The sequence below is a fragment of the Myroides odoratimimus genome, from assembly GCF_030326305.1.
In the GTDB taxonomy this organism is placed as follows: domain Bacteria; phylum Bacteroidota; class Bacteroidia; order Flavobacteriales; family Flavobacteriaceae; genus Flavobacterium; species Flavobacterium odoratimimum_A.
The window spans coordinates 1-21,644 of the sequence record NZ_JACAKB010000021.1; the positions used below are offsets into that span (position 1 = coordinate 1).

Annotated in this window: 23 protein-coding genes; 4 read left to right on the top strand and 19 right to left on the bottom strand. The window is 30.5% G+C overall.

Annotated features, from left to right (window positions below; translation table 11 throughout):
- Together HX049_RS13485 and HX049_RS13490 are read left to right on the top strand one after the other, a co-directional pair.
- The coding region (locus HX049_RS13485) for a transposase domain-containing protein (protein ID WP_286416528.1) at positions 1–152 on the top strand (152 nt) is incomplete at its 5' end.
- A 338-nt stretch (positions 153–490) separates the two neighbouring features.
- Positions 491–850 (top strand): adenylyltransferase/cytidyltransferase family protein, encoded by a 360-nt coding sequence (locus HX049_RS13490; protein ID WP_286416454.1) that lies wholly within the window; start codon positions 491–493, stop codon positions 848–850.
- 274 nt (positions 851–1,124) lie between these two features.
- On the opposite strand, the gene HX049_RS13495 is transcribed toward HX049_RS13490, so the two are convergent.
- The 18 genes from HX049_RS13495 to HX049_RS13580 form a co-directional block, all read right to left on the bottom strand.
- On the bottom strand, positions 1,125–1,601 hold the full coding sequence (locus HX049_RS13495; RefSeq protein ID WP_286416455.1) for a transferase: 477 nt from the start codon (positions 1,599–1,601) through the stop codon (positions 1,125–1,127).
- Between the two features lie 329 nt (positions 1,602–1,930).
- The gene (locus HX049_RS13500) at positions 1,931–2,887 is read right to left on the bottom strand and encodes an MraY family glycosyltransferase (protein WP_286416457.1); all 957 of its coding nucleotides are present in this window, start codon (positions 2,885–2,887) and stop codon (positions 1,931–1,933) included.
- Between the two features lie 140 nt (positions 2,888–3,027).
- A complete protein-coding gene (locus HX049_RS13505) occupies positions 3,028–3,942 on the bottom strand; it encodes an NAD-dependent epimerase/dehydratase family protein (protein WP_286416459.1) in 915 nt (304 codons plus the stop codon).
- A complete protein-coding gene (locus tag HX049_RS13510; protein ID WP_286416460.1) occupies positions 3,943–5,154 on the bottom strand; it encodes a glycosyltransferase family 4 protein in 1,212 nt (403 codons plus the stop codon).
- 8 nt (positions 5,155–5,162) lie between these two features.
- Positions 5,163–6,047 (bottom strand): dTDP-4-dehydrorhamnose reductase family protein, encoded by an 885-nt coding sequence (locus HX049_RS13515; protein ID WP_286416461.1) that lies wholly within the window; start codon positions 6,045–6,047, stop codon positions 5,163–5,165.
- Positions 6,034–7,170 carry a non-hydrolyzing UDP-N-acetylglucosamine 2-epimerase gene (wecB, locus tag HX049_RS13520; RefSeq protein ID WP_326368675.1) on the bottom strand — a complete coding sequence of 379 codons (1,137 nt, stop codon included), beginning with the start codon at positions 7,168–7,170 and terminating at the stop codon, positions 6,034–6,036. Before wecB ends, HX049_RS13515 begins: the two co-directional genes overlap by 14 nt.
- Positions 7,161–7,403, bottom strand: a complete 243-nt coding sequence (locus HX049_RS13525; protein ID WP_286416462.1) for a hypothetical protein — start codon at positions 7,401–7,403, stop codon at positions 7,161–7,163. The genes wecB and HX049_RS13525 overlap by 10 nt, the downstream gene beginning before the upstream one ends.
- 173 nt (positions 7,404–7,576) lie before the next feature.
- Positions 7,577–8,575, bottom strand: a complete 999-nt coding sequence (locus tag HX049_RS13530) for a polysaccharide biosynthesis protein (RefSeq protein WP_286416464.1) — start codon at positions 8,573–8,575, stop codon at positions 7,577–7,579.
- On the bottom strand, positions 8,562–9,686 hold the full coding sequence (locus tag HX049_RS13535) for a glycosyltransferase (protein ID WP_286416465.1): 1,125 nt from the start codon (positions 9,684–9,686) through the stop codon (positions 8,562–8,564). Before HX049_RS13535 ends, HX049_RS13530 begins: the two co-directional genes overlap by 14 nt.
- 3 nt (positions 9,687–9,689) lie before the next feature.
- The gene (locus HX049_RS13540; RefSeq protein WP_286416466.1) at positions 9,690–10,679 is read right to left on the bottom strand and encodes an EpsG family protein; all 990 of its coding nucleotides are present in this window, start codon (positions 10,677–10,679) and stop codon (positions 9,690–9,692) included.
- An 18-nt stretch (positions 10,680–10,697) separates the two neighbouring features.
- Positions 10,698–11,660: a glycosyltransferase gene (locus tag HX049_RS13545; RefSeq protein WP_286416467.1), complete on the bottom strand. Its 963-nt coding sequence runs from the start codon at positions 11,658–11,660 to the stop codon at positions 10,698–10,700.
- A gap of 1 nt (position 11,661) precedes the next feature.
- Complete coding sequence (locus tag HX049_RS13550; protein ID WP_286416469.1) at positions 11,662–12,081, bottom strand: serine O-acetyltransferase; 420 nt, start codon at positions 12,079–12,081, stop codon at positions 11,662–11,664.
- Position 12,082: 1 nt separating this feature from the next.
- Positions 12,083–13,330: an oligosaccharide flippase family protein gene (locus tag HX049_RS13555; protein WP_353653719.1), complete on the bottom strand. Its 1,248-nt coding sequence runs from the start codon at positions 13,328–13,330 to the stop codon at positions 12,083–12,085.
- The gene (locus tag HX049_RS13560; protein ID WP_286416471.1) at positions 13,330–14,349 is read right to left on the bottom strand and encodes a GDP-mannose 4,6-dehydratase; all 1,020 of its coding nucleotides are present in this window, start codon (positions 14,347–14,349) and stop codon (positions 13,330–13,332) included. The genes HX049_RS13555 and HX049_RS13560 overlap by 1 nt, the downstream gene beginning before the upstream one ends.
- Before the next feature lie 6 nt (positions 14,350–14,355).
- Entirely contained in the window at positions 14,356–15,759 is a 1,404-nt protein-coding gene (locus tag HX049_RS13565; protein WP_286416473.1) for a UDP-glucose 6-dehydrogenase, read from the bottom strand.
- A gap of 27 nt (positions 15,760–15,786) precedes the next feature.
- Positions 15,787–17,130, bottom strand: a complete 1,344-nt coding sequence (locus HX049_RS13570; protein ID WP_286416474.1) for a nucleotide sugar dehydrogenase — start codon at positions 17,128–17,130, stop codon at positions 15,787–15,789.
- A 198-nt stretch (positions 17,131–17,328) separates the two neighbouring features.
- Complete coding sequence (locus tag HX049_RS13575; RefSeq protein ID WP_286416476.1) at positions 17,329–18,774, bottom strand: hypothetical protein; 1,446 nt, start codon at positions 18,772–18,774, stop codon at positions 17,329–17,331.
- A gap of 48 nt (positions 18,775–18,822) precedes the next feature.
- A complete protein-coding gene (locus tag HX049_RS13580) occupies positions 18,823–19,500 on the bottom strand; it encodes a DUF6904 family protein (RefSeq protein ID WP_286416478.1) in 678 nt (225 codons plus the stop codon).
- 166 nt (positions 19,501–19,666) lie between these two features.
- On the opposite strand from HX049_RS13580, the gene HX049_RS13585 reads away from it, so the two are divergent.
- A complete protein-coding gene (locus tag HX049_RS13585) occupies positions 19,667–19,894 on the top strand; it encodes a YWFCY domain-containing protein (RefSeq protein WP_286416480.1) in 228 nt (75 codons plus the stop codon).
- A gap of 676 nt (positions 19,895–20,570) precedes the next feature.
- Positions 20,571–21,146 carry a hypothetical protein gene (locus HX049_RS13590; protein ID WP_016649235.1) on the top strand — a complete coding sequence of 192 codons (576 nt, stop codon included), beginning with the start codon at positions 20,571–20,573 and terminating at the stop codon, positions 21,144–21,146.
- Positions 21,147–21,400: 254 nt separating this feature from the next.
- On the opposite strand, the gene HX049_RS13595 is transcribed toward HX049_RS13590, so the two are convergent.
- Complete coding sequence (locus HX049_RS13595; RefSeq protein ID WP_244154080.1) at positions 21,401–21,601, bottom strand: DUF6904 family protein; 201 nt, start codon at positions 21,599–21,601, stop codon at positions 21,401–21,403.
- Positions 21,602–21,644 lie beyond the last annotated feature (43 nt).

Genomic DNA, 21,644 nt, shown 5'->3' on the forward strand with positions numbered 1-21,644 from the left:
CGTTTTTTGCTAACTGCAAAAAGCATGACATTAATCCATATAAATGGCTAAAGTATGTTCTTGAAAATATTCAATCCATCAACCACAAGAATATCGCTGACCTATATCCTCATAATTACAAGAAACTTATCCTGGATAATGTAGAAGAATAATTAGATCTCACAAGATGTACTTGCTCGGGTGCATACATTGCAGATGCGTTTTTAGATAGAATAATTCACTCTGCTATTCGCTTTGAATTAGAAGGAGAATCTCTCAGAAAAATAATCAAAAAATAATAACTCTTTTTAGCTATATTTATACTACTAAAAAACAAGGCGAAGAACTGTCTACTTTCACACTGGAATAGACTGTTCACTTTCACACCGGAATAGACTGTTTACTTTCAGTGGAATATTCAACAAGGTAATGTAACAGAGAAATCTTATCATCATAGGGTATCATTAATCTCGAAAAATTCAATAAGTTTACACAACTTAAAAAACAAAAAATGAAAATAGGAATTACCTTCAGTCCCTTTGATCACCTACACGCAGGATATATCAAAATGCTAGAAGATGCTAAGTCACAATGTGATTACCTTATTGTAGGTTTACAGACTAATCCACATACAGATAAAGATTATAAAGGATTAGCTCCACAGACATTAGTAGAGCGCTATATTCAGCTTAAAGGGTGTAAATATGTAGATGAGATAGTTCCTTATATCACAGAACAAGACCTAGAAGACATCATACGTTCTTATAAAATAGATGTACGCATCATCGGTGAAGAATACAAAGGAAAAAACTTCACAGCTAAGAACTTCTGCATAGAGAAAGGAATAGAGATATATTATAATAAACGATAAAAGTTGTCTTTTGTTTATTCGTTTTTTTGTCTTTTTGAGCTTTCTCAAGACTATTTATTATCTGTAACAGAATAACAAATAACAAACTCACAGAAAACAATACCCCACAAACTGCGTCATCCTGAACTTGTGAAGGATCTCAGCCTATATATCACAATACAAAGATTACGAACTAGCAAACAAATTATATCATAAAGACAAAAGCCAAAGATTTACTCATTAATCTTTGGCTTTTTTATATTCATTTACTGTTTTATCAATCGGTTCTCTTTCCCTACAAAACCTCACTTTTCCACACCACCTGTCCAGGTTTCAAAGTCTGACCTTCCGTAATACGAGCAAAACCCGCTACATAAGCGGCAGGATAAGTACATACGTAATCCTCTACTATTGCATCGTGATCCACAGTTACATTCGCATTGATAATACAATGTTTTCCTATTTTAGCATCTGCTTGTATTACAGCATTCGCTAATACTACCGTACCTTCACCAATCTCTGCAGATGGAGCCACATAAGCGGTAGGATGTATAATCGTAGCAAACCTATGCTTCACATCTCCTACTATACGTTTACGTACCTCATTATTTCCAATTCCTATAATCAACTCTGCCTCCTTCTCATAACTCTCACTATAAGGATTTGACGCATCATCAAAGTACTCTACACTATTATCATTGTCCAACTGGTAAATTGTATCTTCTACTACCTTACCATGACCACCTTTACCGTATATTAGGTATTTTTTCATTCTTAAACGATTATTCTTACAAAATGATAAATTAAATAAACTCTTAAAAGTAATTACACTTGCAAAGCGACAGTTAAGTGAACTGTATAACACAGTTATACTTGCGAAGCGATCTTACGGCCTAAGCTAGTGAGTGAGTGTCTTCTCATTGAAGATTTGCTAACGGTCACCTCGCCCAAAGGGAGTTTGGGGTGTTAGTGCAAATCGAAATGTAAGAAGACCATTTGCTAGGTTGAGCCTTGATTTTTTTGTTTACTTTTTTTATCAAGAAAAAAAGTAAAGTAAATAATATTTTTTATTGTAAACTTTATAAGCTTCTTAGTATTATACTAAGAAACGTATCTTTCTATTACCTTCTTCTTTACAACTAAATACACCACACTCGTTACCACCAATACACCAACAGCAAAAGCAACCTGTGTACACATTTCCTGTGAAGTCATAAGTATAGTTCCATAACCTACAATAAACTGTAAAACTCCATATCCAAAAGAAACATAAAGTTTATTTACCTTAGCTTCATTACTTAAATATTGGTATAAGTGAGTACGATGCGCTTGAAAAATATTCTCTTTATTCAATGCACGACGAACAATTGTCCATACAGCATCTATACCATATACAGCTAAGAATAAAATATAACTAAAATTACCTGTTGTGATAATTAATTGTCCTAATAAGAAGACAATAATAAATGCCATACTCACACTACCTACATCTCCTGCAAAAGCCTTAGCCTTTGTTCTAAAGTTAAAGAATGTAAATACCACAGCACCTAATAAAGCAAATAAAATCAAATCCATAGCCACAAAGCCTACTGTTTGATTCACTAAAGCTAATAGAGCTAATACCACAATACTATACCAAGCTGTAATCCCATTGATCCCATCCATAAAGTTATAAGCATTGATCGTTCCTATCACTCCAATTAGAGCTGGTACTATCCACAACCAAGATAACTCAAATAAATTCCATTGATAGAACATCAACAGTACAGATCCTAAATGTACCAACAAACGTATCTTATTCGATAATGTAAAGATATCATCTAAAAAGCTAATTAAGGTAATAGCTGTCAATCCTATAATGAAGTAAGGATACTCAAATCCAGAGTAAAGAAAGTATGCAAGTGCCCCAAAATAGAACACTACTCCTCCCCCTCTTAAAGTGATTTGTGTATGTGAGCTACGCTCATTTGGTTTATCTATGATATTGTACTTATCTGCTATCTTAAAGTACACTAACTCTGCAATAAATAATATTGCTAATACTATAATGTATTCCATTTTTTTCTTTTTTAATCGTAACGACGTTACGGTCGTAATGTGTAAGTCGCTCGCTCGTTAAAAAGGTAATGCGTATCAACGTGATGCGTCTTTATGCTTAACGACCTTTACGTTTTTCGTTTCTTCACCTCCATCACCCATCACATCTGACGTTCTTCACGAAATGAAGCAATCGTTCTTTCCAATCCTTTTTCTGCACTTACTGGCAATTTATCTATACCTAATGCCACTTTCACTTTATCATTAGAAACCACATAATTCTCTGTCAATTTCTTTAATCGTTCAGAGTTCAAAGGTAATTTTATCTTATCACCAATAGAAGCCATACTATTCATTAATCCTTTTGAGATATGCCATAGTTTAAGTTTCTTATTAGACACCTTCGCTATTAAGGTTACCAATTCATTTGTTGATAAAGCTTTGTCATCAGAGAAATTATATACTCCTGAAGACACATTAGCATTTTGCATCATTTCATTCACTAAATAACATAAGTTATCTATAGATAAAAAAGAACGATGATTATCAAAAGATGCCAATGGCCAAGGAATACCTTTCTCTACTACTTTATATAATAGGTTTAAATTTCCTTTATTACCAGGACCATGTATCATACATGGGCGAATAATAAACACTCTTTTACCTTTAGGTAGAGAAGCATTTAATAGGTACTGTTCCGCTTCCTGCTTTGATTGTCCATAAGGAGTATAAGGATTAGGTGTTACATCTTCTTTTAAAACTCCTTCCACTGTATCTGCTACTGCTTTTACAGAACTAAAGTAAAAGAAATCTTTTGCATCACTTTTAATGAAATGATTAAATAATTCTATCGTCAAATCTCTATTGACTTTAAAATACTCATTTGCACTCGAGGTATTAGCTGTATCATGCGCCTTACCTGCTAAGTGAATAATCACTTCTGTTGTTGTAGGAATACTACTTTGCCAATTTTCTTTACGTAAAGATAAAGTATGAACACAATGTCCCTTATTACCTAAATAAGGCACTAAATTTTGCCCTACAAAGCCTGAAGTCCCTGTTGCTACAACATTCATTTATTTAATAATATTATTAAGTACTCTAATTAAACGCTCTAAAACGACAGATCTCTTAAACTCTTTATTAAAATAATCTAATGCATTCTGTCCCATCATATTTTTTTCTTCTGTAGACAACATAATTATTTTCTCAATATTAATTACAAGTTCTTCTACATTTTCTGAATCTGAAATAAATCCAGCCTTAGCTTCTTTCACAACCTTTGCACCTTCACCATCTAAACTTGCTAAAATAGGTCTACCACAAGCTAAGTAAGATTGCACTTTAGAAGGAATTGTAAGTGAAAAAATATAATCTTTTTTTAAAGAAACATACAAAGCATCAGCATAAGAGAAAAAATAAGGCATTTCTTCTGAAGGAAATTTACCAACAAAATAAACATACTCAGAAAGGGACAACTTATTTACCTTTTCTTTCAATGATTCTTTATATCTTCCATCACCCACAATTATCCAATTAAATTCCATCCCTTTGTCAATAACAATCTTCATTGCCTCTAAAAAAGTATCTAAACTCTGAGCTTCTCCAATATTACCAGCAAATAAAATATTCTTCCCTTTGGGTACTACTGAATCATACTTATCTGTATAGTTAATCCTCTTATAAAAAATTTCTGTTGTATTTGGTAGATAAATTATTTTGTCTTCTTTTACACCTTGCTTTAAAATATAATCAGAAAATGTTCTTGACTGTACCAATAGTATGCTAGAATACTTGTAAATTTCTTTTGTTAACCAATTAAAAAAACCTAGTACTAACTTATTATTTACACCACCAGCAGCAGTCAGTGAAGCAGGCCACAAATCTTGAACCCAAAAAGCATAAGGCACTTTCCTAATCATTTTATAAATCATAGCTGGAAAACCAACTGTAATAGGTGAAGGTTCAAATACTAAAGTACAATCAATCTTTTCTTTAATATTAAACACTCTAAAAGAACCAAATACAGCAAATGACATATAATTTAACAATAACCTCACCCCTCCACCGTTTCCTCTTGGAATCAAAATAGAGCGATAGATTTTTATACCATTCCAATACTCTATACATTTTCTATTCTTATAGTTAGAATAGATACTTCCATCTGGATAATTAGGTTGTCCAGTTAATACTATGACATCATGCCCCTCTTCTTTTAATCCAAGAGCAATATCATTAATTTTAAAATTTTCTGGCCAAAAATACTGACTTATAATTAATACTTTCATTATGTAATCTACATATAATGTTTATACAACTCCTCATTATCATAGATCCATTGTAATTGCTCCTCTAACATTAAATCATAACTAGGAACTTCATATTGAAAATCTTTACGAATACTTTTAAGACTTTTATCTATAACATAAGAATCATTCTTTTCAATATTAATAATTCCTTTTTTATATATTTTATTAAACAACTGTAACAAAGTATATTTATCAATTTTACTAGTAGCTGCAACTTGAATCAAGCCAACTATATTTTGTTTTATAATCTCATCGATAACCTTCGCTAATTCAAAGGTAGTTATACCTGACCAATAAGCTTTTGAAAAACCTTTTAAAGTTAATTCATCTGATTGACTCATAAACCAATGAAATAGTCCTATTCCTTTTGAATTAATTTCAGGTCCAATAATAGATGTTCTAATAGTTACATCTTTATTATTATTTAATTCTCCAAGAGCCTTAGACTGAGCATAAAAACCTTCACCATTTTTAAAAGAAACTTCTGTATAGTTTCCTCCCAAATCTTTTCCAGAAAAAACACAATCAGTACTAATATGAATCACTTTAGTTTTAGAATCTTTAGTTATTTCTTCTAAAAAATGAGGAAAATAACTATTAAACCATATTGCTTTTGAAGGGTTATCTTCTGCATCTTTATTCAAAATTCCTATACAATTAACAACAATATCAAATCGGTGTTTACTTATTAGTTCTCTTAATTTAGAAACATCAATCACATCTAAGTTAAATATATTTTTAGTTTCAACTACTCCTCTAGCTAAACCGAAAACATCATAATCTGATATTTTACTAAAATAGTTATAAAGAACATGTCCAGCCATTCCCTTTATACCAATAACTAACAACTTCTTTTTATTAACCTCTCCCATCTTTATTCCAAATTACTTTATTTACAATAGATGTATAACTCATTATTGCTTTAACAACACGGTCAGAAGTATTAGTTACCTCATATTCATCTGGTAAACTAATACTAGAATCAAACAACCCTCTAGAAATTTCAATAGAATTAATCATCTGATTTTTATCAATTCCACCTAAAACAATTGTACCTGCATCTACAGCCTCTGGTCTTTCAGTACTAGTCCTAATACTTACAGCAGGAAATCCCATCATTGCAGATTCCTCGCTAATAGTACCACTATCAGAAAGAACAATAAATGAATTTGCTTGTAATTGTACGTAATCAAAAAAACCTAAAGGACTTACATTAGTTACCAATGGATGAAAAACTACATCGTTTTTTTTAATTCGATTCTTAGTTCTTGGATGAGTTGAAAATATAATTGGTAATTTATAAACTTCAGCAACAGTATTAATCGCTTCAACTAAAATTTCAAAATTATTACCTAAATCAATATTTTCCTCACGATGAGCACTTACAACAATATATTTGTCTTTTTCTAATCCTAAATTTTTTAAAACATTACTACTCTCAATCTTATGTTGATACTTAATAAGTACCTCTTTTAGAGGAGATCCAGTTACAAAAACATGATCTTTTCTAAAACCTTCACTCAATAAATAACGTCTACTGTTTTCTGTATAAGTTAAATTTATATCACTTATATGATCAGATATTTTCCTATTAATCTCTTCTGGTACATTTTGATCAAAGCATCTATTACCTGCTTCCATATGAAAAATAGGGATTTTTAATCTTTTAGCTGCAATTGTACTCAACACACTATTTGTATCACCTAATACCAATAAAGCATCTGGAAGTTCTTTACTCAGAATATCATATGATTTTGAAATCACATTACCAATTGTTTCCCCCAAATGAGCACCTGCTACATTTAAAAAATAATCAGGTTTCCTAAGCCCTAAATCTTCAAAAAAAATTTCGTTTAACTCATAATCATAATTTTGCCCAGTATGTACAAGAATATGATCAAAATATGTATCACATTTTTTGATACATTCCGCTAATCTAATAATTTCAGGTCTTGTTCCTAAAATAGTTACAACTTTTACTTTCTTTATTTCCATGTCATTAAATCATATTTATAATTATCATCTACCTCTCCTAGTAAATAATCCGAAAATGCTAATAATTGCGAATCTTCTTCCAACTCTTGAATTAAAGTTGCATAACCAGAACTCAATAATAAGCTGTCGAAATTTAATGCTTTAAGAATATACTCCTGTACCACTAAATTGGTAGATGGATTCTCAAAATCATCTATTTTGACTACTTTTATTAAAAAACTACCACGACTCACACAAAAAAATCTTTTTTCTATTTTATGCCCCTGCCATCCTCTTCTTACGTTTAAAGATGAATTTTCAATTATATAAAGTCTTTTGAATAAACTTAAATCAATATTATTGTTGAATAATAATTTACCTCTATGATCAGTAAATACATTCCCTGAAGAAAAAGATACCATCTTGATTATTTAAACAAATCTAGTTTTAGTAATAATCTCTTTACCCCTTCTAGATCTTCACGCTTTGTATTGTGTGAGTTATAATCTTCTATTTCGTCATTAATTTCTTTTCCTTGAGAAAAATATTTAGCATAATTCAAATCCCTATTATCAGCTGGAATACGATAAAAATCTCCCATATCTTCAGCATTCATCATTTCTTCACGTGTACAAAGCGTTTCGTATAATTTCTCTCCATGTCGAGTGCCTATTATTTTGACACCATTATCAACTCCTTTTAACGCTTTTACAGCTTCCGCTAATACACCAATAGTTGCTGCTGGTGCTTTATTGACAAACAAATCACCTGGATTACCGTGTTCAAATGCAAATAAAACTAGTTCAACTGCTTCTTCTAAAGACATAAGAAATCTTGTCATATTAGGATCTGTAATCGTCAGCTGTTCTTGCTTTTCTATCTGACTTATAAATAAAGGAATCACTGAACCTCGTGATGCCATTACATTACCATAACGTGTTAAACAAACTACAGTATCAGTCAAATTACGTGCTTCAGCTACAGCTACCTTCTCCATCATCGCTTTAGAAATTCCCATAGCATTAATTGGATAAGCTGCTTTATCTGTTGACAAACAAATTACTTTCTTCACTCTATTAGAAGCTGCGGCGCGTATTACATTCTGTGTTCCCTCTACATTTGTTTTTACTGCTTGCATAGGAAAAAACTCACATGAAGGCACCTGTTTTAAAGCCGCTGCATGAAACACATAATCTACATCATGCATAGCATATTCAATACTATTATAATCACGTACATCTCCAATAAAATACTTAATCTTATCGTTTTTATACTCATTACGCATATCATCCTGCTTCTTCTCATCACGTGAAAATATACGTATCTCCTTAAAATGATCGGTTTTTAAAAATTTTTTTAATACAGCAGTACCAAACGAACCTGTCCCACCTGTAATTAATAGAACTTTATCTTTAATTTGTTTCATTTTTATTAATATATTTTTCTAATATTCCTAAATATTTTTGCGTACGTTCCATACTTGTTCCAAATCGTTTAAAATTATTTTTTCCACGATCAATTAGATTATTCTTAAGACTCACATCTTCCGAAAGTCTTAAAATACAAGTAGCATAATCTCGAGCAGAATCAGCTTTAGCATAAATCGCAGAATCCATACATATGTCCCTTGCAAAACTAAGATCCGAAGCGATTATAGGTACATTCATAAACATAGCTTCCAGATAAGATGCTGAAAATATTTCTAACAATGTTGGCATGAATAATGAGTCCATTTGTTTATATAAACTAGGTATACATCTCAAATCCACTACTCCTAAATAATTAATATACTTATTATACTTCTCATCAAATTGCATTTCTTGCTTTGTAACTGAAAGATGAAAACAAAAGTCTAAATTAGGATTTAAATTAATAATCTCATCAATGACATCAGGAATAATATTCAAATTTTTATGTGAATAATTAGCCGTCAAATAAAGTATATTAAAATCACTTCTATCTACTACAATTTCTTTCCAATCTGTTTTATTATAAAAGATAGAATTTAATGTATTAGATACCGTATAAGTCGGTAATCTAAATCCAATATGTTTATCATATCTTGACTTCGCATCATCAGTTTCAAAAATCAAAACATCTGAATTAAAATAAAAAAAACTATCTTTTATTCTATTTATAATTTTATTTTTAAAAAAAGCATACAAAGACAGTTTTTTAAAAAACAATGAATCAGGATAAACAATGTGACCTATGGCAAAACCAACAATTTTAGGTACACGACTACGATAATAAGATGGTCCAAAAACAGTAAAAATCACTTCTGGTTTAATAACCTTTTCCAATTTTTTCATTCTATTATTTCTCATCCAAATAGATTTCCCACATTTCTTGTCTAAAGCATAGAAAGAAAAACGTTTATCAAATTTAGAACTATCAACTAATTGATTGATCGCAAAGGACTGAATGATATGGTACTCATTTTCATCGCTTAGCTCTAAAAGGTCATTTAAAAAAGAGATAGCTACTTGAATACCTCCACCTGCATATAATGATGAATTATCAATTAAAATTTTCATATTTTAAAACATTTTATATGGCACTATTTCTCCACTATTACTAAGTAACAATACCGTAAAAACACTTAAACAGTAAATACTTACTACAAAAGTTAAAAAAAAGTATTTACTTTTTTCAACATAAAATCTCAAATTTGCAAAAAGAACCACTTGCCCTATTAGAAAAATTTGAGATAATCTTCCTAATTCAGGAGAAAATGACAAAACATTTAAAACAATAACTCCAATAAACATACTTATCAACCAAATATCAATTTTCTTCACTAAAAAGATGATCGTTAGTAAAAATACATTTAGTAATAATCTCGTTACTATCCCTCCTTCTTTTATATCCAATAAAGAAGAATATGCTAAGTATTTCTCACCAAAAAAACCTAATATCGTAAGTAGACTAGTAAATACCCCCGTTGTGCTAAGAATCAAGCTAAGAACAGTAATGAGATACATAAGTTTTTTACTCACATTAACTAACAATAAGGGATATAAAATAAATGCAATAATAGCTGATCGATGAAACAAAAAACCAATTATTATAGCTATTATGAAACTTTTCAACTTTTTCTTATCTAAAAAATAATACCCTAAAAAACAGAAACTAACAGCTATTGATTGTCTTGTAATATTGAAAGAGTTAAAATAAAAAAATAATGAAGTATAAACAAATAAAGAATAGAATACATTATTACTAGTCTTATATACAACATAACTAACTGGTAAAACACATAAAATAGCTAGTATTAATAAAAGAAAATTAAAGTCACCTCCCACTTGTTCAACAAATGTGAGTAACCACACAAAAAGAAATTCTAAATCGCTACCTTCGATTCTTCCTTTAAAAATATAAAAATAATTTATTGTATCACTACCAACATTTACCTCTCTATAACCGGCTAGAAATATTAAAAAAAAAGTACTTACTAAAAACAACACTTTATTGCTTTTAAAAAAACTCATAACTAATAACAACAAAACCAGAACTATGTATATTTCCATAATTTAACCAACTTATCTCTAATTACTTAATAGTTTTAATATACATTTCATTTTTTCCTTAAACATCAAATCTCTATTAAAAAGAAATCTGTACTCCTTTATTAAAACATAAATACGTGTTATTCTATTAACCGTAGCATTATTAATAAAAAAAACCATTAAACTTTCATACTGATTCTTTGATATTTTAGACCTAATAAAGTTCTTATTACTATTAAATATTTTATAAAACTCAAAATTTAAACTTGAAGGTACGACCACTTTTTTTTCTTCTAATATATCTGCAACATGTCGTAAATACACAATTCGTCTTGTATTTATTTGTTCATACTTCCCCTTGCTACTTATTTGAGAATCGGACAATCTATACTTAATTAATACATCCTGCAAATTAGAAATCTCACCATGTTTCAATAACTCAAACCATAAAGCGAAATCTTGGGCTTTACTAAATTGTTCATCATACTTAATTTTGTACCTATCCAAAACATTCTTTCTGATAAAAGCCACAGGATGTGCCACAGGAACGTTACTAGGGTTGGCTATAAAGAAAAAGTCACGTATATTAATACTAGAATTAGTAAATTTTATAATCTTACTTTCTTTACCGAAAGTTTCTACTTCTGCTCCACACACTACAATATCTTCATTTGCATCCATAAATAACACTTGCTTTTCAAATCTATCATGCATACAAATATCGTCTGCATCCATCCTAGCAATATATTCACCTTCACAGATTTCTAAGCCTTTATTCAATGATTTAGTCAGACCAATATTCTGTTCATTTCTAATATACTTAAATATTTTAAATTTGTTAGAATATTCACTTATCAAGATATCATTTTCTAATCTAGTAGGATTATCATTTACTAAAATAATTTCAAAATCCTGAAATGTTTGATATAGAATTGAATCTAAAGCATCTTTAATCCATTCTATTGGTTCAGAATAAATAGATATTAAAACTGAAATTTTCATCTTATTTTATTTTTTTTACTGGATTTCCAGCAACGATTGAATTAGATTCCACATCATTCAGTACAACTGAATTTGCCCCTATAATGGCGTTATCACCTATATTCACATTTCCAACTATAATACTATTTGGATAAATAATAACATTATTACCTAATTTAGGATATGCCCCATTTTTAACTCCTAAAGTAACATTTTGATAGATATAACAGTTATCACCTAATATAACCCCTTCGCCAATAACAATACCAATAGGATGAGGAAATTTAGTCCTTTTTCGAATAATTGTATTCATTCCTATAGTAAAATGATTACACATATAAACTTTAATTGTTTTATAAAAAATAATACTAAGAACTAGATTATAAATCCCTAAAACAATATTAAATAGCATTAAATAAATAAATACAAGAATCCGCTTCATATCAAATCAATTTTTCTTTCTTACAATAATAATAACGATATAATGTTTCAAACATAAAAGAAACTAAAAAAAACATAGAGAATATTTCCAAATTTTCCCACCTACACATATAGTAAATTAAAACCAAAAACAAATATAATATTCCAGAAACAATCATGCTTCTTAGAACAATTTTATCTTTATTAAAAACTATTAAGCAATTTCTTCCAAGCAACCCTCCCACTGCATAAAAAGGAACCACAAATGAAACTATTTTCAAAACAAGCACAGCATTACTCATATTTACTCCACCTAAAATTCTAACAATCCACTCTCCAAAGAGAAATGTAAAAATCACAAACAAACTTGTCGAAAATAAAATCACTACTAATACTTTCTTCAAGAATATCATATTTTTCTCCCGTGAAATTTTTGGAAAAACAGCTTGATTTAATACATCTGAAAAAGTATTCCCCATAGTAATTATTTTCATAGCTAGATCAAAATAAGCTACTTCTTTAACTCCAAACAACAGTTTAATCAAAATAATATTTAATCCACTTTTTAAATTATTTGAAGCATAAGCCAAGGCCATTACATAACTTTTTCTTATATAATAAGTGAGAATTGAAAATTTTGGAAAGTATAATTTTACACCATGCTTTAATACTATTTTTATAGATAGAATGCAAACTATCAATCCTGTCAATCCATTAAAAACAGGATATAAATAAACATCTTCTGAATTTTTAATAAAAGCAAAAACAAGAATTAAAAATAATATCTTAGATATAAAGTTTAATAAAGTAATAAATTTCATTTTCTCTGTTCCATGAAAATAAAAAACAGGAAAAAAAACTTCATAAAACCCCATCCACATAGTTAAAATCAGTAGATTACTAAGTTTTGAATCTAACGCAAAACCAACAACAATTAACATTAATATTACTAAAGAAATAATAAATATCGAAAATTTTATAACAAAAACCGAACTAACTATTTTTGATAGTTTTCTAACATTCAATCTATTTCTACTAATATCTTTTGTCGCAGTAATATTAAACCCAAAACTTATCAAGAGTACAATATATCCTATAATAGCTTGAGAATAAACTATTAAGCCATAATTATCAACCCCTAACACTCTTATTATATAAGGATATGTTAGAAGAGGTATAATTATATTTATTAGTTGTAAAATTGTCAAATATGACATATTACTAAATACCTGCCTATTAGCTTTAAAAGTTTTAACAAGATTACTGAGCATTAAACGATATAATTATTGAACCAATTAACAAAACTAGCTACTCCTTCTTTAATAGAGGTTGTGCTCTTATATCCCAATTTATTTAAATTAGACGTATCTGCCCAAGTTCTAGGTACATCTCCAGGTTGCATTGACATCATATTTTTTTCTGCTACTTGCCCTAGTTCAGCTTCTAAGGTTTCGATAAACTCCATTAGAGAAACAGGTGAACCATTCCCAATATTAAAAAGCTGATAATATGGATGTTCAAAATCTTCTTTTGGGACATTCAATAATGTAATAAGAATTCCATTCACTATATCATCTATATAAGTAAAATCACGGCTCATTTCTCCATTATTGAACACTTTAATTGCTCTTCCTTCAGTAATAGCTGAAGCAAATAGTATTGGTGCCATATCAGGACGTCCATAAGGCCCATAAACAGTAAAAAAACGCAATCCTGATGTTGGTAATTGATATAAATGACTATAAGTGTGAGCCATTAATTCATTTGCTTTTTTAGTAGCAGCATATAAACTAACTGGATAATCTACTCGGTCTTCCTCTCCAAAAGGAACTTTTGGATTCTCTCCATATACTGAAGAACTAGAAGCATACACTAAATGTTTTACCTTATTATATCTACAGCATTCCAATAGGTTAACAAAACCCACCAAATTACTATCCACGTAAGCCATTGGGTTCTCTAAACTATAACGAACTCCAGCTTGTGCAGCTAAATTAATAACTCCATCAAATTGATATTCTTCAAATAATAGAGGCAACGCATTACGATCTTCCAAATTCATTCTATAAAAGAACAAATTAGAATACAAACTTGATTGTGTTTTATTTCCCCATACTTCTACTTCGTCCTTCTGAAAACCAAGCTCTTTTAAACGAGAAAATTTAAGACTGACATCATAATAATCATTTATATTATCAATACAAACAACATGATATCCTTCTTGAATTAAACGTTCTGCAGTAAAGTACCCTATAAAACCCGCTCCACCAGTTACTAATATACTCTTCATATCTCTTTAGTTTTGCCCTTTACCTATTGTATAAACTTCAAATCCTATTGCTTCTAATGCTTGACGATCTAAAATATTACGTCCATCGAATATAAATGCAGGCTTCTGCATCTTATCGTAGATACGTTGCCAATCGTACGTCATGAATTCATCCCACTCTGTCAATACTGCAATACCATGTGCTTCTTCTAGGGCAGTATAAGGATCTTGGTGTACTGTCAAATGCTTTTTATTCAACTCCGCTTCGCGAGTCGCTAAGTAATCTAAATCAGACAACATTTGCTGTTCTGTTACCTTAGGATCGTATACGTGGATTTGTGCCTCTTCTTCAATTAGATCATTCGCTACATAGATAGCCGCTGATTCTCTTGTATCATTCGTATCCTTCTTGAATGCCCATCCTAAGAAGGCGATTTTTTTATCGTTTACCGTATTAAACAACGTAGTTACGATATTCTCTGCAAAACGACGCTTCTGATAATCATTCATAATGATTACTTGCTCCCAATAATCTGCTACTGCATCTAATCCATAAGACTTAGCAATATACACTAAGTTTAAGATATCTTTTTGGAAACAAGAACCTCCAAATCCAACAGATGCTTTTAAGAACTTGTTCCCAATACGGCTATCCGTTCCTATTGCTCTGGCTACTTCACTAACATCTGCTCCTGATACTTCACATAACTCAGAGATAGCATTAACAGATGATACTCGCTGTGCTAAGAAGGCATTGGCAGTCAGTTTAGAAAGCTCTGATGACCATACATTAGTACGCAGAATACGCTCCTCAGGCACCCATGCTCCATAGATAGCAGCTAAAGCTTCAATAGCCTCTTGTCCCTCTTTCGTTTCTGCTCCACCAATCAGTACACGATCTGGATTCATTAAATCCTGAACGGCTGTTCCTTCTGCTAAGAACTCAGGATTAGACAGGATTTGAAATTCTACTCCATTACCTGTTTGATCAAGAATTCGTTTAATAGCTTGTGCAGTTCGCACTGGAAGTGTAGATTTCTCTACTACGATTTTATCCGTCTTAGCAACTCTTGCTATTTGACGTGCGCATAATTCTATATACTTTAAATCTGCAGCCATTCCCTTTCCTTTTCCATACGTCTTAGTTGGCGTATTTACAGAAATAAAGACCATGTCCGCTTCATCAATAGCTTTATCTACATTGGTATCAAAAAATAAATTGCGCCCTCTTGCTTCACCAACCACCACATCTAAACCTGGCTCATAAATAGGTAACCTACTCAAATCCTTATCATTCCACGCTTGGATACGTGCTTCATTTAAATCTACTACGGTAATCTGAATATGAGGATTTTTCTGTGCAATAACTGCCATAGTAGGGCCACCTACATAACCTGCTCCTACACAACAAATTTTTTGAATACTTTTCATTTTATGCTTTTATATATTTCAATATTATTACAATCTACTATCTATTATTTCTCTATTTAATGCTGCTTTCGCATCATAAATAACCGCTGGCGAAGATACCATTTCTTCAATATTTAAAGTACGGAAATCCTCATGTGCTGTTGTTAAAACTAATCCATCATAACGTTTAGTACTCAACGGTAGCCTATGATCATTCACTTGAAAGTCCTTATGCTCTATACCTCCCATTGTTGTCATTACCTCAATACCATATTCTTCTCTCACCTCTACAGGACTTACCCATGGATCATATACATCTACCTTAATACCATAAGAAACTAATTCTTCGTAGATCTTCGCTACTTTCGTATTACGGGTATCGGGACAATTCTCTTTAAAAGCAAAGCCCAATAACAATACTCTAGAACGACTAACGTCGATTCCTTTTTGAATCATTAGCTTCACTACCTTGCTCGCAATAAATACCGGAATCTCATCATTCACACGACGTCCTGATAAAATTACATCTGGGTAATACCCTACTTGAATCGCTTTATGGGCTAAATAATACGGGTCTACAGAGATACAGTGTCCTCCTACCAGTCCTGGTTTATATTTAAGGAAATTGAACTTCGTACCTGCTGCTTCTAATACATCTTGGGTATCGATTCCTAAGCGATCGAAGATTAGCGCTAACTCATTCACAAAAGAAATATTAACATCGCGCTGTGCGTTCTCTATTACTTTTGCAGCCTCAGCTACCTTTAATGATGGTGCTTTATGTGTACCCGCTTTGATAATGGTACGGTATAACTGATCTATCTCTTCTGCTACTTCGGGAGTACTACCTGAAGTAACTTTTACAATCGTTTCTAAGGTATTGACTTTATCTCCTGGGTTAATACGCTCTGGTGAATACCCTACATAAAAATCACGGTTAAATACTAACTTAGAAGTTTCTTCTAATACAGGGATACACTCTTCTTCTGTACATCCTGGGTATACTGTAGATTCATAAATCACAATATCTCCTTGCTTTAGTACAGTACCTACTAGTTTAGACGATGATTTTAATGGAGTAAGATCAGGAGCATTAAACTGGTTAATCGGGGTGGGTACCGTAATGATATATACACTTGCCTCTGCGATATCACTGATACTCGTACTTGGTTTGTACCCCTTTACTCCTCCTGAGTTGTTATAAGTTAAAATTGAGACGTTTAACTGACTCTCGTCCACTTCTTTAGTAAGGTCAATCCCCCTTTGCAGCTCCGCTACTCTGCTTTCTTTTATATCGAATCCCACTACTGGGAAATGTTGCGCAAAAGCTAGTGCTAAAGGAAGGCCTACATAACCTTGTCCGATCACTGCAATTTTAACTTCTTTTTCCATACTTTTTTTCATTATTGTTACTGTCTAAAGATACTTTTTCGTCAGTAAGTGTCAATGTTTTTTAACAATAAGTTACAAATGTACACTTTTAAAATATTGGTACTAGCAAAAATGTGATTTTTTGTGTGGAGTGGTGTGTTTTATTAGTGAAGACTCCCTTCTTTCTTTTTCCTATATTTTTTAACTACATCTTTTTTATTACATAGACCTTAATTTGTTTAGCTCTTCAATCATAGCAGTTCTTCTTGGATATAATTCTTGAAGGGCTTTTATAGTAGTTTCTATTTTTATAGATTGATTAATAAATCTATCTTGTATTTCTTTAATAATGTAAGCTAGACTTCTATAACCTGATCTATTATTAAGTCCTTTAGCCCGTAAAAGTACTAATGGCATTAAAAGGTCTACTAAAACAAAGTCATCATAATGTTTTTGTAAAACATCAGTATAACTTAGCACTAATCCTAGATCTTTAACCTGACTCACTAAATTAAACAAATCCTGTATCATATTTTCCAAAACATAAACCTTACCTAATCTTTCCAGTAACATTCTATTATATGCATCTGTGGTCATATAAGTATTTTTCTTACAAAACCTATCTACATCTTTTATTACTTCGTTTATATAATCCTTTAAAACAATACCCCAATTAGAATCCGTATAGGTGTTTTTCCACTTAATTATATACTCAGATTTATCACCCTTACCTTCTAGAGCAAACTTTTTATATAAACAGCGCATCTTTTCTATATCACCACTTAACTCATAAATCTCTAAAAGAAGACATTCCCACCTAAAAACAATCCCTAAATAATCTAACTCCTTAGCTTGTTTAATACCTATATAGACTTGTTGTTTAGCCTTGTCAAATTCTTTATTGTCTTTATAATAGTTAGCCAGTCTAATCCTTACATCTGATAGCTCTAAGTTATTCATTATAGTGGCTAAAAAAGAATCTATATCCTTATAATGTTCAAAAAAATCTAATTTGAGCTTAATAAGGTGTTCAAGCAAAAAACGATTATCTTTCTCTTTACTAGCCTTTTTATCAATATAGGTTAAAAAACGTTCTTTATTTTCCGTTTTAAAACAAAGCATTTTATATGAGTCTAATAAATCATAGCCATAGTCTCCATAGTCAAAGTAAATCTCTTTGTTTATTTGACTTTCTAAAAATTCCATTAGATCTAATTTAAGCTCACCTATTTCTTGTGATTCTATTAGCTTATCTAAATACTGCAATATCTCAGATAACAAAACACCTATATGCCCACTACTATCATCACAATACTCTACAACTTTAATTACTTCTGTTAAAGCTGCCTTTATAATGTCTAAAGACTCTTTATACCTATGACGTTGAATCAACACCTCTAAAGTCTCTAAGTGTTCTTGCAACTCACTAGCAAGTCTTGGTGTGTTATTATAATCTATAAAGCCCTTATAATTATAAGAACTTATAATACTTTTAAAAAGTGCTCTATACCTATTTTGAATATCATCATTTTTAAACTTATCTGAGAAATAAGTCTCTAGATCCAGTTTAAACTGAGGATTCCTCTCACTGTAATACACAAGAAACTCTTCTAATTCTTCTTTTTGAATTTCTTTTAAAATCTTATCTATCTTTATTTTATACATTGCTGACTTTTTATTATACTCTCTACTTAAACTTACTAAAAGAAACAATTACCACTTCACGCTTTCATAATCAAAATAATCATCATCAAGCTCTAAACTTGTTACCTTAATTTTTAATCTTTTAGCCTCACGCTCTAGTTCTTCTCTGTAAATATTATAACCCAAAGTTCCATAACAGGCTCTCTCTAGCAATCCTGGCAAGGCCTTAAAGGCCTTTTTACCTCCATTTAACAAAAAGTATTCTAGGTTAATTTTTCTCATATAAATATACAGGCAGTCATTTGAGGTATCTATTCTACCGGTTATAAAACCTTTTAATTCTAAAGCTGTTTTAAAGTCAAATTCATACATTGCTTTTTCCATCCAATACTCAAACTCTAACAAATGTGCTAGAGCTAGTTTATTAGTTGGCAATAGCCTTTGCTTGTACCTAATTGCCTGAATAAAAAATATTCCTTGAACCCACGATAAACAACATCCATAATAAACAGATTCACTATCACTTAAATGACCCGAGTTTCGTTTTAATCTACTATCATTAAAGGCTTTTCTAATTTCATATAAAACCCCACTTATAATTTTATCACAAGAATCAAATTCTAATTCCGAATCATAGATTTGACCATTAAAGAAAATAGAAAAAGAGTCATACAGCTCACTTAAATCTTCACGGCTTCCCCAAAGCTCAAAGCCTATAGCATTTTTAGTTGGTTTAATATAAAACATAGTCTTGTCTTTTATTTTTTACAAGATAAAAATAGTTTTTTCTCAACAATAACAACAAAGTTCATCTTATTAAAAATAAACCAAGTCTTTTAAGAACAAACAAACCCTTTAAGAGTCAATAAGATAAAAAAAAAGCAATAACCTATATTTTTAAAGATATAAAACTATGCAAAGCGAAGATGGTTTAAGAGCCCTTTCAAAGATTTTATCTTTTTTAAGAGCCGTTAGTATTATTATACTACTTCTGCACATTTACTGGTTCTGTTACTCTTTATTTATACGCCTTGGGCTAACCCACCCTGTGATTGATAAAATCCTTTTAGGATTTAACGCTAAAGCAAGTTTATTTCTCTATCCTAATCTACATGAAGCTATTTTCCTATTTTACTTCTAGAACTGAGTTTTTTGGGAAACAAAGGGGTGAAAAATCACCTAAAAGAAAATAATTATTCTATTTTGTATTGGAGCATCACTTTTCTTTCTAAACTCATCTCTAGCAGTTAGTCTACTCATTAGTAGTTTATCTATAGGATACATACTGCTTCTTGTTTCTGGAGCTTATATAAATAAGCTTATTAAAATAAACTACAGTACAACGAAGCTTAAACTGTGCAAGGTGAAGTTTTTTTAATAGAGAGCATAAGAGGGAATTCTTGTCTATAACTAATCTTTTCCAAATAAAGTCGGATATGATAGCTGCCTTATACAAAATGAGATGGCAAATAGAAGTTGGCCTTTCTCAAACTTGGTAAGTTTTTGTAAGATTCATCTGTTTAACTACATTAAACTATTACATTTCTTAGAAAATCCTGAGCAAGATTGGATTATTTAGAATCAAGAGATAAAACAACGTTCTTTATTTTGACAGCCTATTTTTAGGCTAACTATGAGATAAAAAAGATATAAATCTTACTTTCAATATGTTATGACCAAATAATCCCTTAATAATAAGTTTTATCGGACACTAATGGGTAAGTATATACTTTTCTAAATATCTTTACGTTTAATTTAAATAAATCATTCAATCTTTATATATGCCTATAGACAAATCTTATTCAAAAATTTAATTAATGAAAAAAGCCATTATTTTATCTGCCACCTTACTAACATTTACCTTATCAAGCTACTCACAAAGCGATACAAATACAATAGAACACCAATTTAACACACTAATTAGCCAATCAAATAATTGGCAAAATTACAAGGTAGTAGAGAAAAATAAATTACAACAAGTACAACAAAATGTAAAGGATTCGATAAACAACCTACAAACTACTATAAGAGAGAATAAGAATTCTCTTATAGAACAAAAAAAATCTATAGATTCTTTATCCAATCAATTACAAGTTCTTCAAGAAAACCTAACAATTGCAATTGATAAAGAAAACAATCTTGACTTTATAGGTATCAGTACCCATAAAAGTACTTTTAAAACAATAGTTTGGTCTATTATTTTAATACTCCTATTGGTTTTAGGTATCTTATTTATCCAATTCAAGAAAAGTTTTACCAACACAAAGGATGCCACTAGAAAACAAATCGAAGCAGAAAGTGAACTTGAAGAATATAAAAGATCATCCTTAGAGCGAGAACAAAAAATCAGAAGACAGCTTCAAGATGAAATCAATAAAAACAAACGAGTTTAACCCATAGGATAAAGCATATAAAAGACTGAGATTTATTTTATAATTCATTAAGAGTTAGCTTTGGGTTAACTCTTAATGATTATATCATTTTTCTCTTACAACTCTCTTGGTGTATATTCAATCCCCCCTATTCTATCTATTTTTCTATTTAAAACTATTAAAAATAGCTTAGTACAAGACAAAAATAGCATTATGTCAATAAACGGAGATACATTAAACAAACTCACTATCACTTAAATGTCCCGAGTTTCGCTTTAATCTACTATCATTAAAGGCTTTTCTAATCTTATATAAAACCCACTTATAATTTTATCACAAGAATCAAATTCTAATTCCGAATCATAGATTTGATCATTAAAGAAAATAGAAAAAGAATCATACAGCTCACTTAAATCTTCACGACTTCCCCAAAGCTGAAAACCTTTAGAATTTTTAGTTGGTTTAATATAAAACATAGTCTTGTCTTTTAAGGACAAACACCTCCTTTAAGAGTCAATA

Excerpts from the sequence above, each read along its gene's own strand:
- wecB (WP_326368675.1), bottom strand. The coding sequence starts at position 7,170 with ATGGAAATAAAGAAAGTAAAAGTTGTAACTATTTTAGGAACAAGACCT.
- HX049_RS13555 (WP_353653719.1), bottom strand. The coding sequence starts at position 13,330 with ATGCTCAGTAATCTTGTTAAAACTTTTAAAGCTAATAGGCAGGTATTT.
- HX049_RS13530 (WP_286416464.1), bottom strand. The coding sequence starts at position 8,575 with ATGAAACAAATTAAAGATAAAGTTCTATTAATTACAGGTGGGACAGGT.
- HX049_RS13575 (WP_286416476.1), bottom strand. The coding sequence starts at position 18,774 with ATGTATAAAATAAAGATAGATAAGATTTTAAAAGAAATTCAAAAAGAA.
- HX049_RS13505 (WP_286416459.1), bottom strand. The coding sequence starts at position 3,942 with ATGAATGTTGTAGCAACAGGGACTTCAGGCTTTGTAGGGCAAAATTTA.
- HX049_RS13540 (WP_286416466.1), bottom strand. The coding sequence starts at position 10,679 with ATGGAAATATACATAGTTCTGGTTTTGTTGTTATTAGTTATGAGTTTT.
- HX049_RS13585 (WP_286416480.1), top strand. The coding sequence starts at position 19,667 with ATGCAAAGCGAAGATGGTTTAAGAGCCCTTTCAAAGATTTTATCTTTT.
- HX049_RS13495 (WP_286416455.1), bottom strand. The coding sequence starts at position 1,601 with ATGAAAAAATACCTAATATACGGTAAAGGTGGTCATGGTAAGGTAGTA.
- HX049_RS13560 (WP_286416471.1), bottom strand. The coding sequence starts at position 14,349 with ATGAAGAGTATATTAGTAACTGGTGGAGCGGGTTTTATAGGGTACTTT.
- HX049_RS13490 (WP_286416454.1), top strand. The coding sequence starts at position 491 with ATGAAAATAGGAATTACCTTCAGTCCCTTTGATCACCTACACGCAGGA.
- HX049_RS13580 (WP_286416478.1), bottom strand. The coding sequence starts at position 19,500 with ATGTTTTATATTAAACCAACTAAAAATGCTATAGGCTTTGAGCTTTGG.
- HX049_RS13510 (WP_286416460.1), bottom strand. The coding sequence starts at position 5,154 with ATGAAAGTATTAATTATAAGTCAGTATTTTTGGCCAGAAAATTTTAAA.
- HX049_RS13545 (WP_286416467.1), bottom strand. The coding sequence starts at position 11,660 with ATGAAAATTTCAGTTTTAATATCTATTTATTCTGAACCAATAGAATGG.
- HX049_RS13565 (WP_286416473.1), bottom strand. The coding sequence starts at position 15,759 with ATGAAAAGTATTCAAAAAATTTGTTGTGTAGGAGCAGGTTATGTAGGT.
- HX049_RS13550 (WP_286416469.1), bottom strand. The coding sequence starts at position 12,081 with ATGAAGCGGATTCTTGTATTTATTTATTTAATGCTATTTAATATTGTT.
- HX049_RS13590 (WP_016649235.1), top strand. The coding sequence starts at position 20,571 with ATGAAAAAAGCCATTATTTTATCTGCCACCTTACTAACATTTACCTTA.
- HX049_RS13515 (WP_286416461.1), bottom strand. The coding sequence starts at position 6,047 with ATGGGAGAGGTTAATAAAAAGAAGTTGTTAGTTATTGGTATAAAGGGA.
- HX049_RS13535 (WP_286416465.1), bottom strand. The coding sequence starts at position 9,686 with ATGAAAATTTTAATTGATAATTCATCATTATATGCAGGTGGAGGTATT.
- HX049_RS13500 (WP_286416457.1), bottom strand. The coding sequence starts at position 2,887 with ATGGAATACATTATAGTATTAGCAATATTATTTATTGCAGAGTTAGTG.
- HX049_RS13595 (WP_244154080.1), bottom strand. The coding sequence starts at position 21,601 with ATGTTTTATATTAAACCAACTAAAAATTCTAAAGGTTTTCAGCTTTGG.
- HX049_RS13570 (WP_286416474.1), bottom strand. The coding sequence starts at position 17,130 with ATGGAAAAAGAAGTTAAAATTGCAGTGATCGGACAAGGTTATGTAGGC.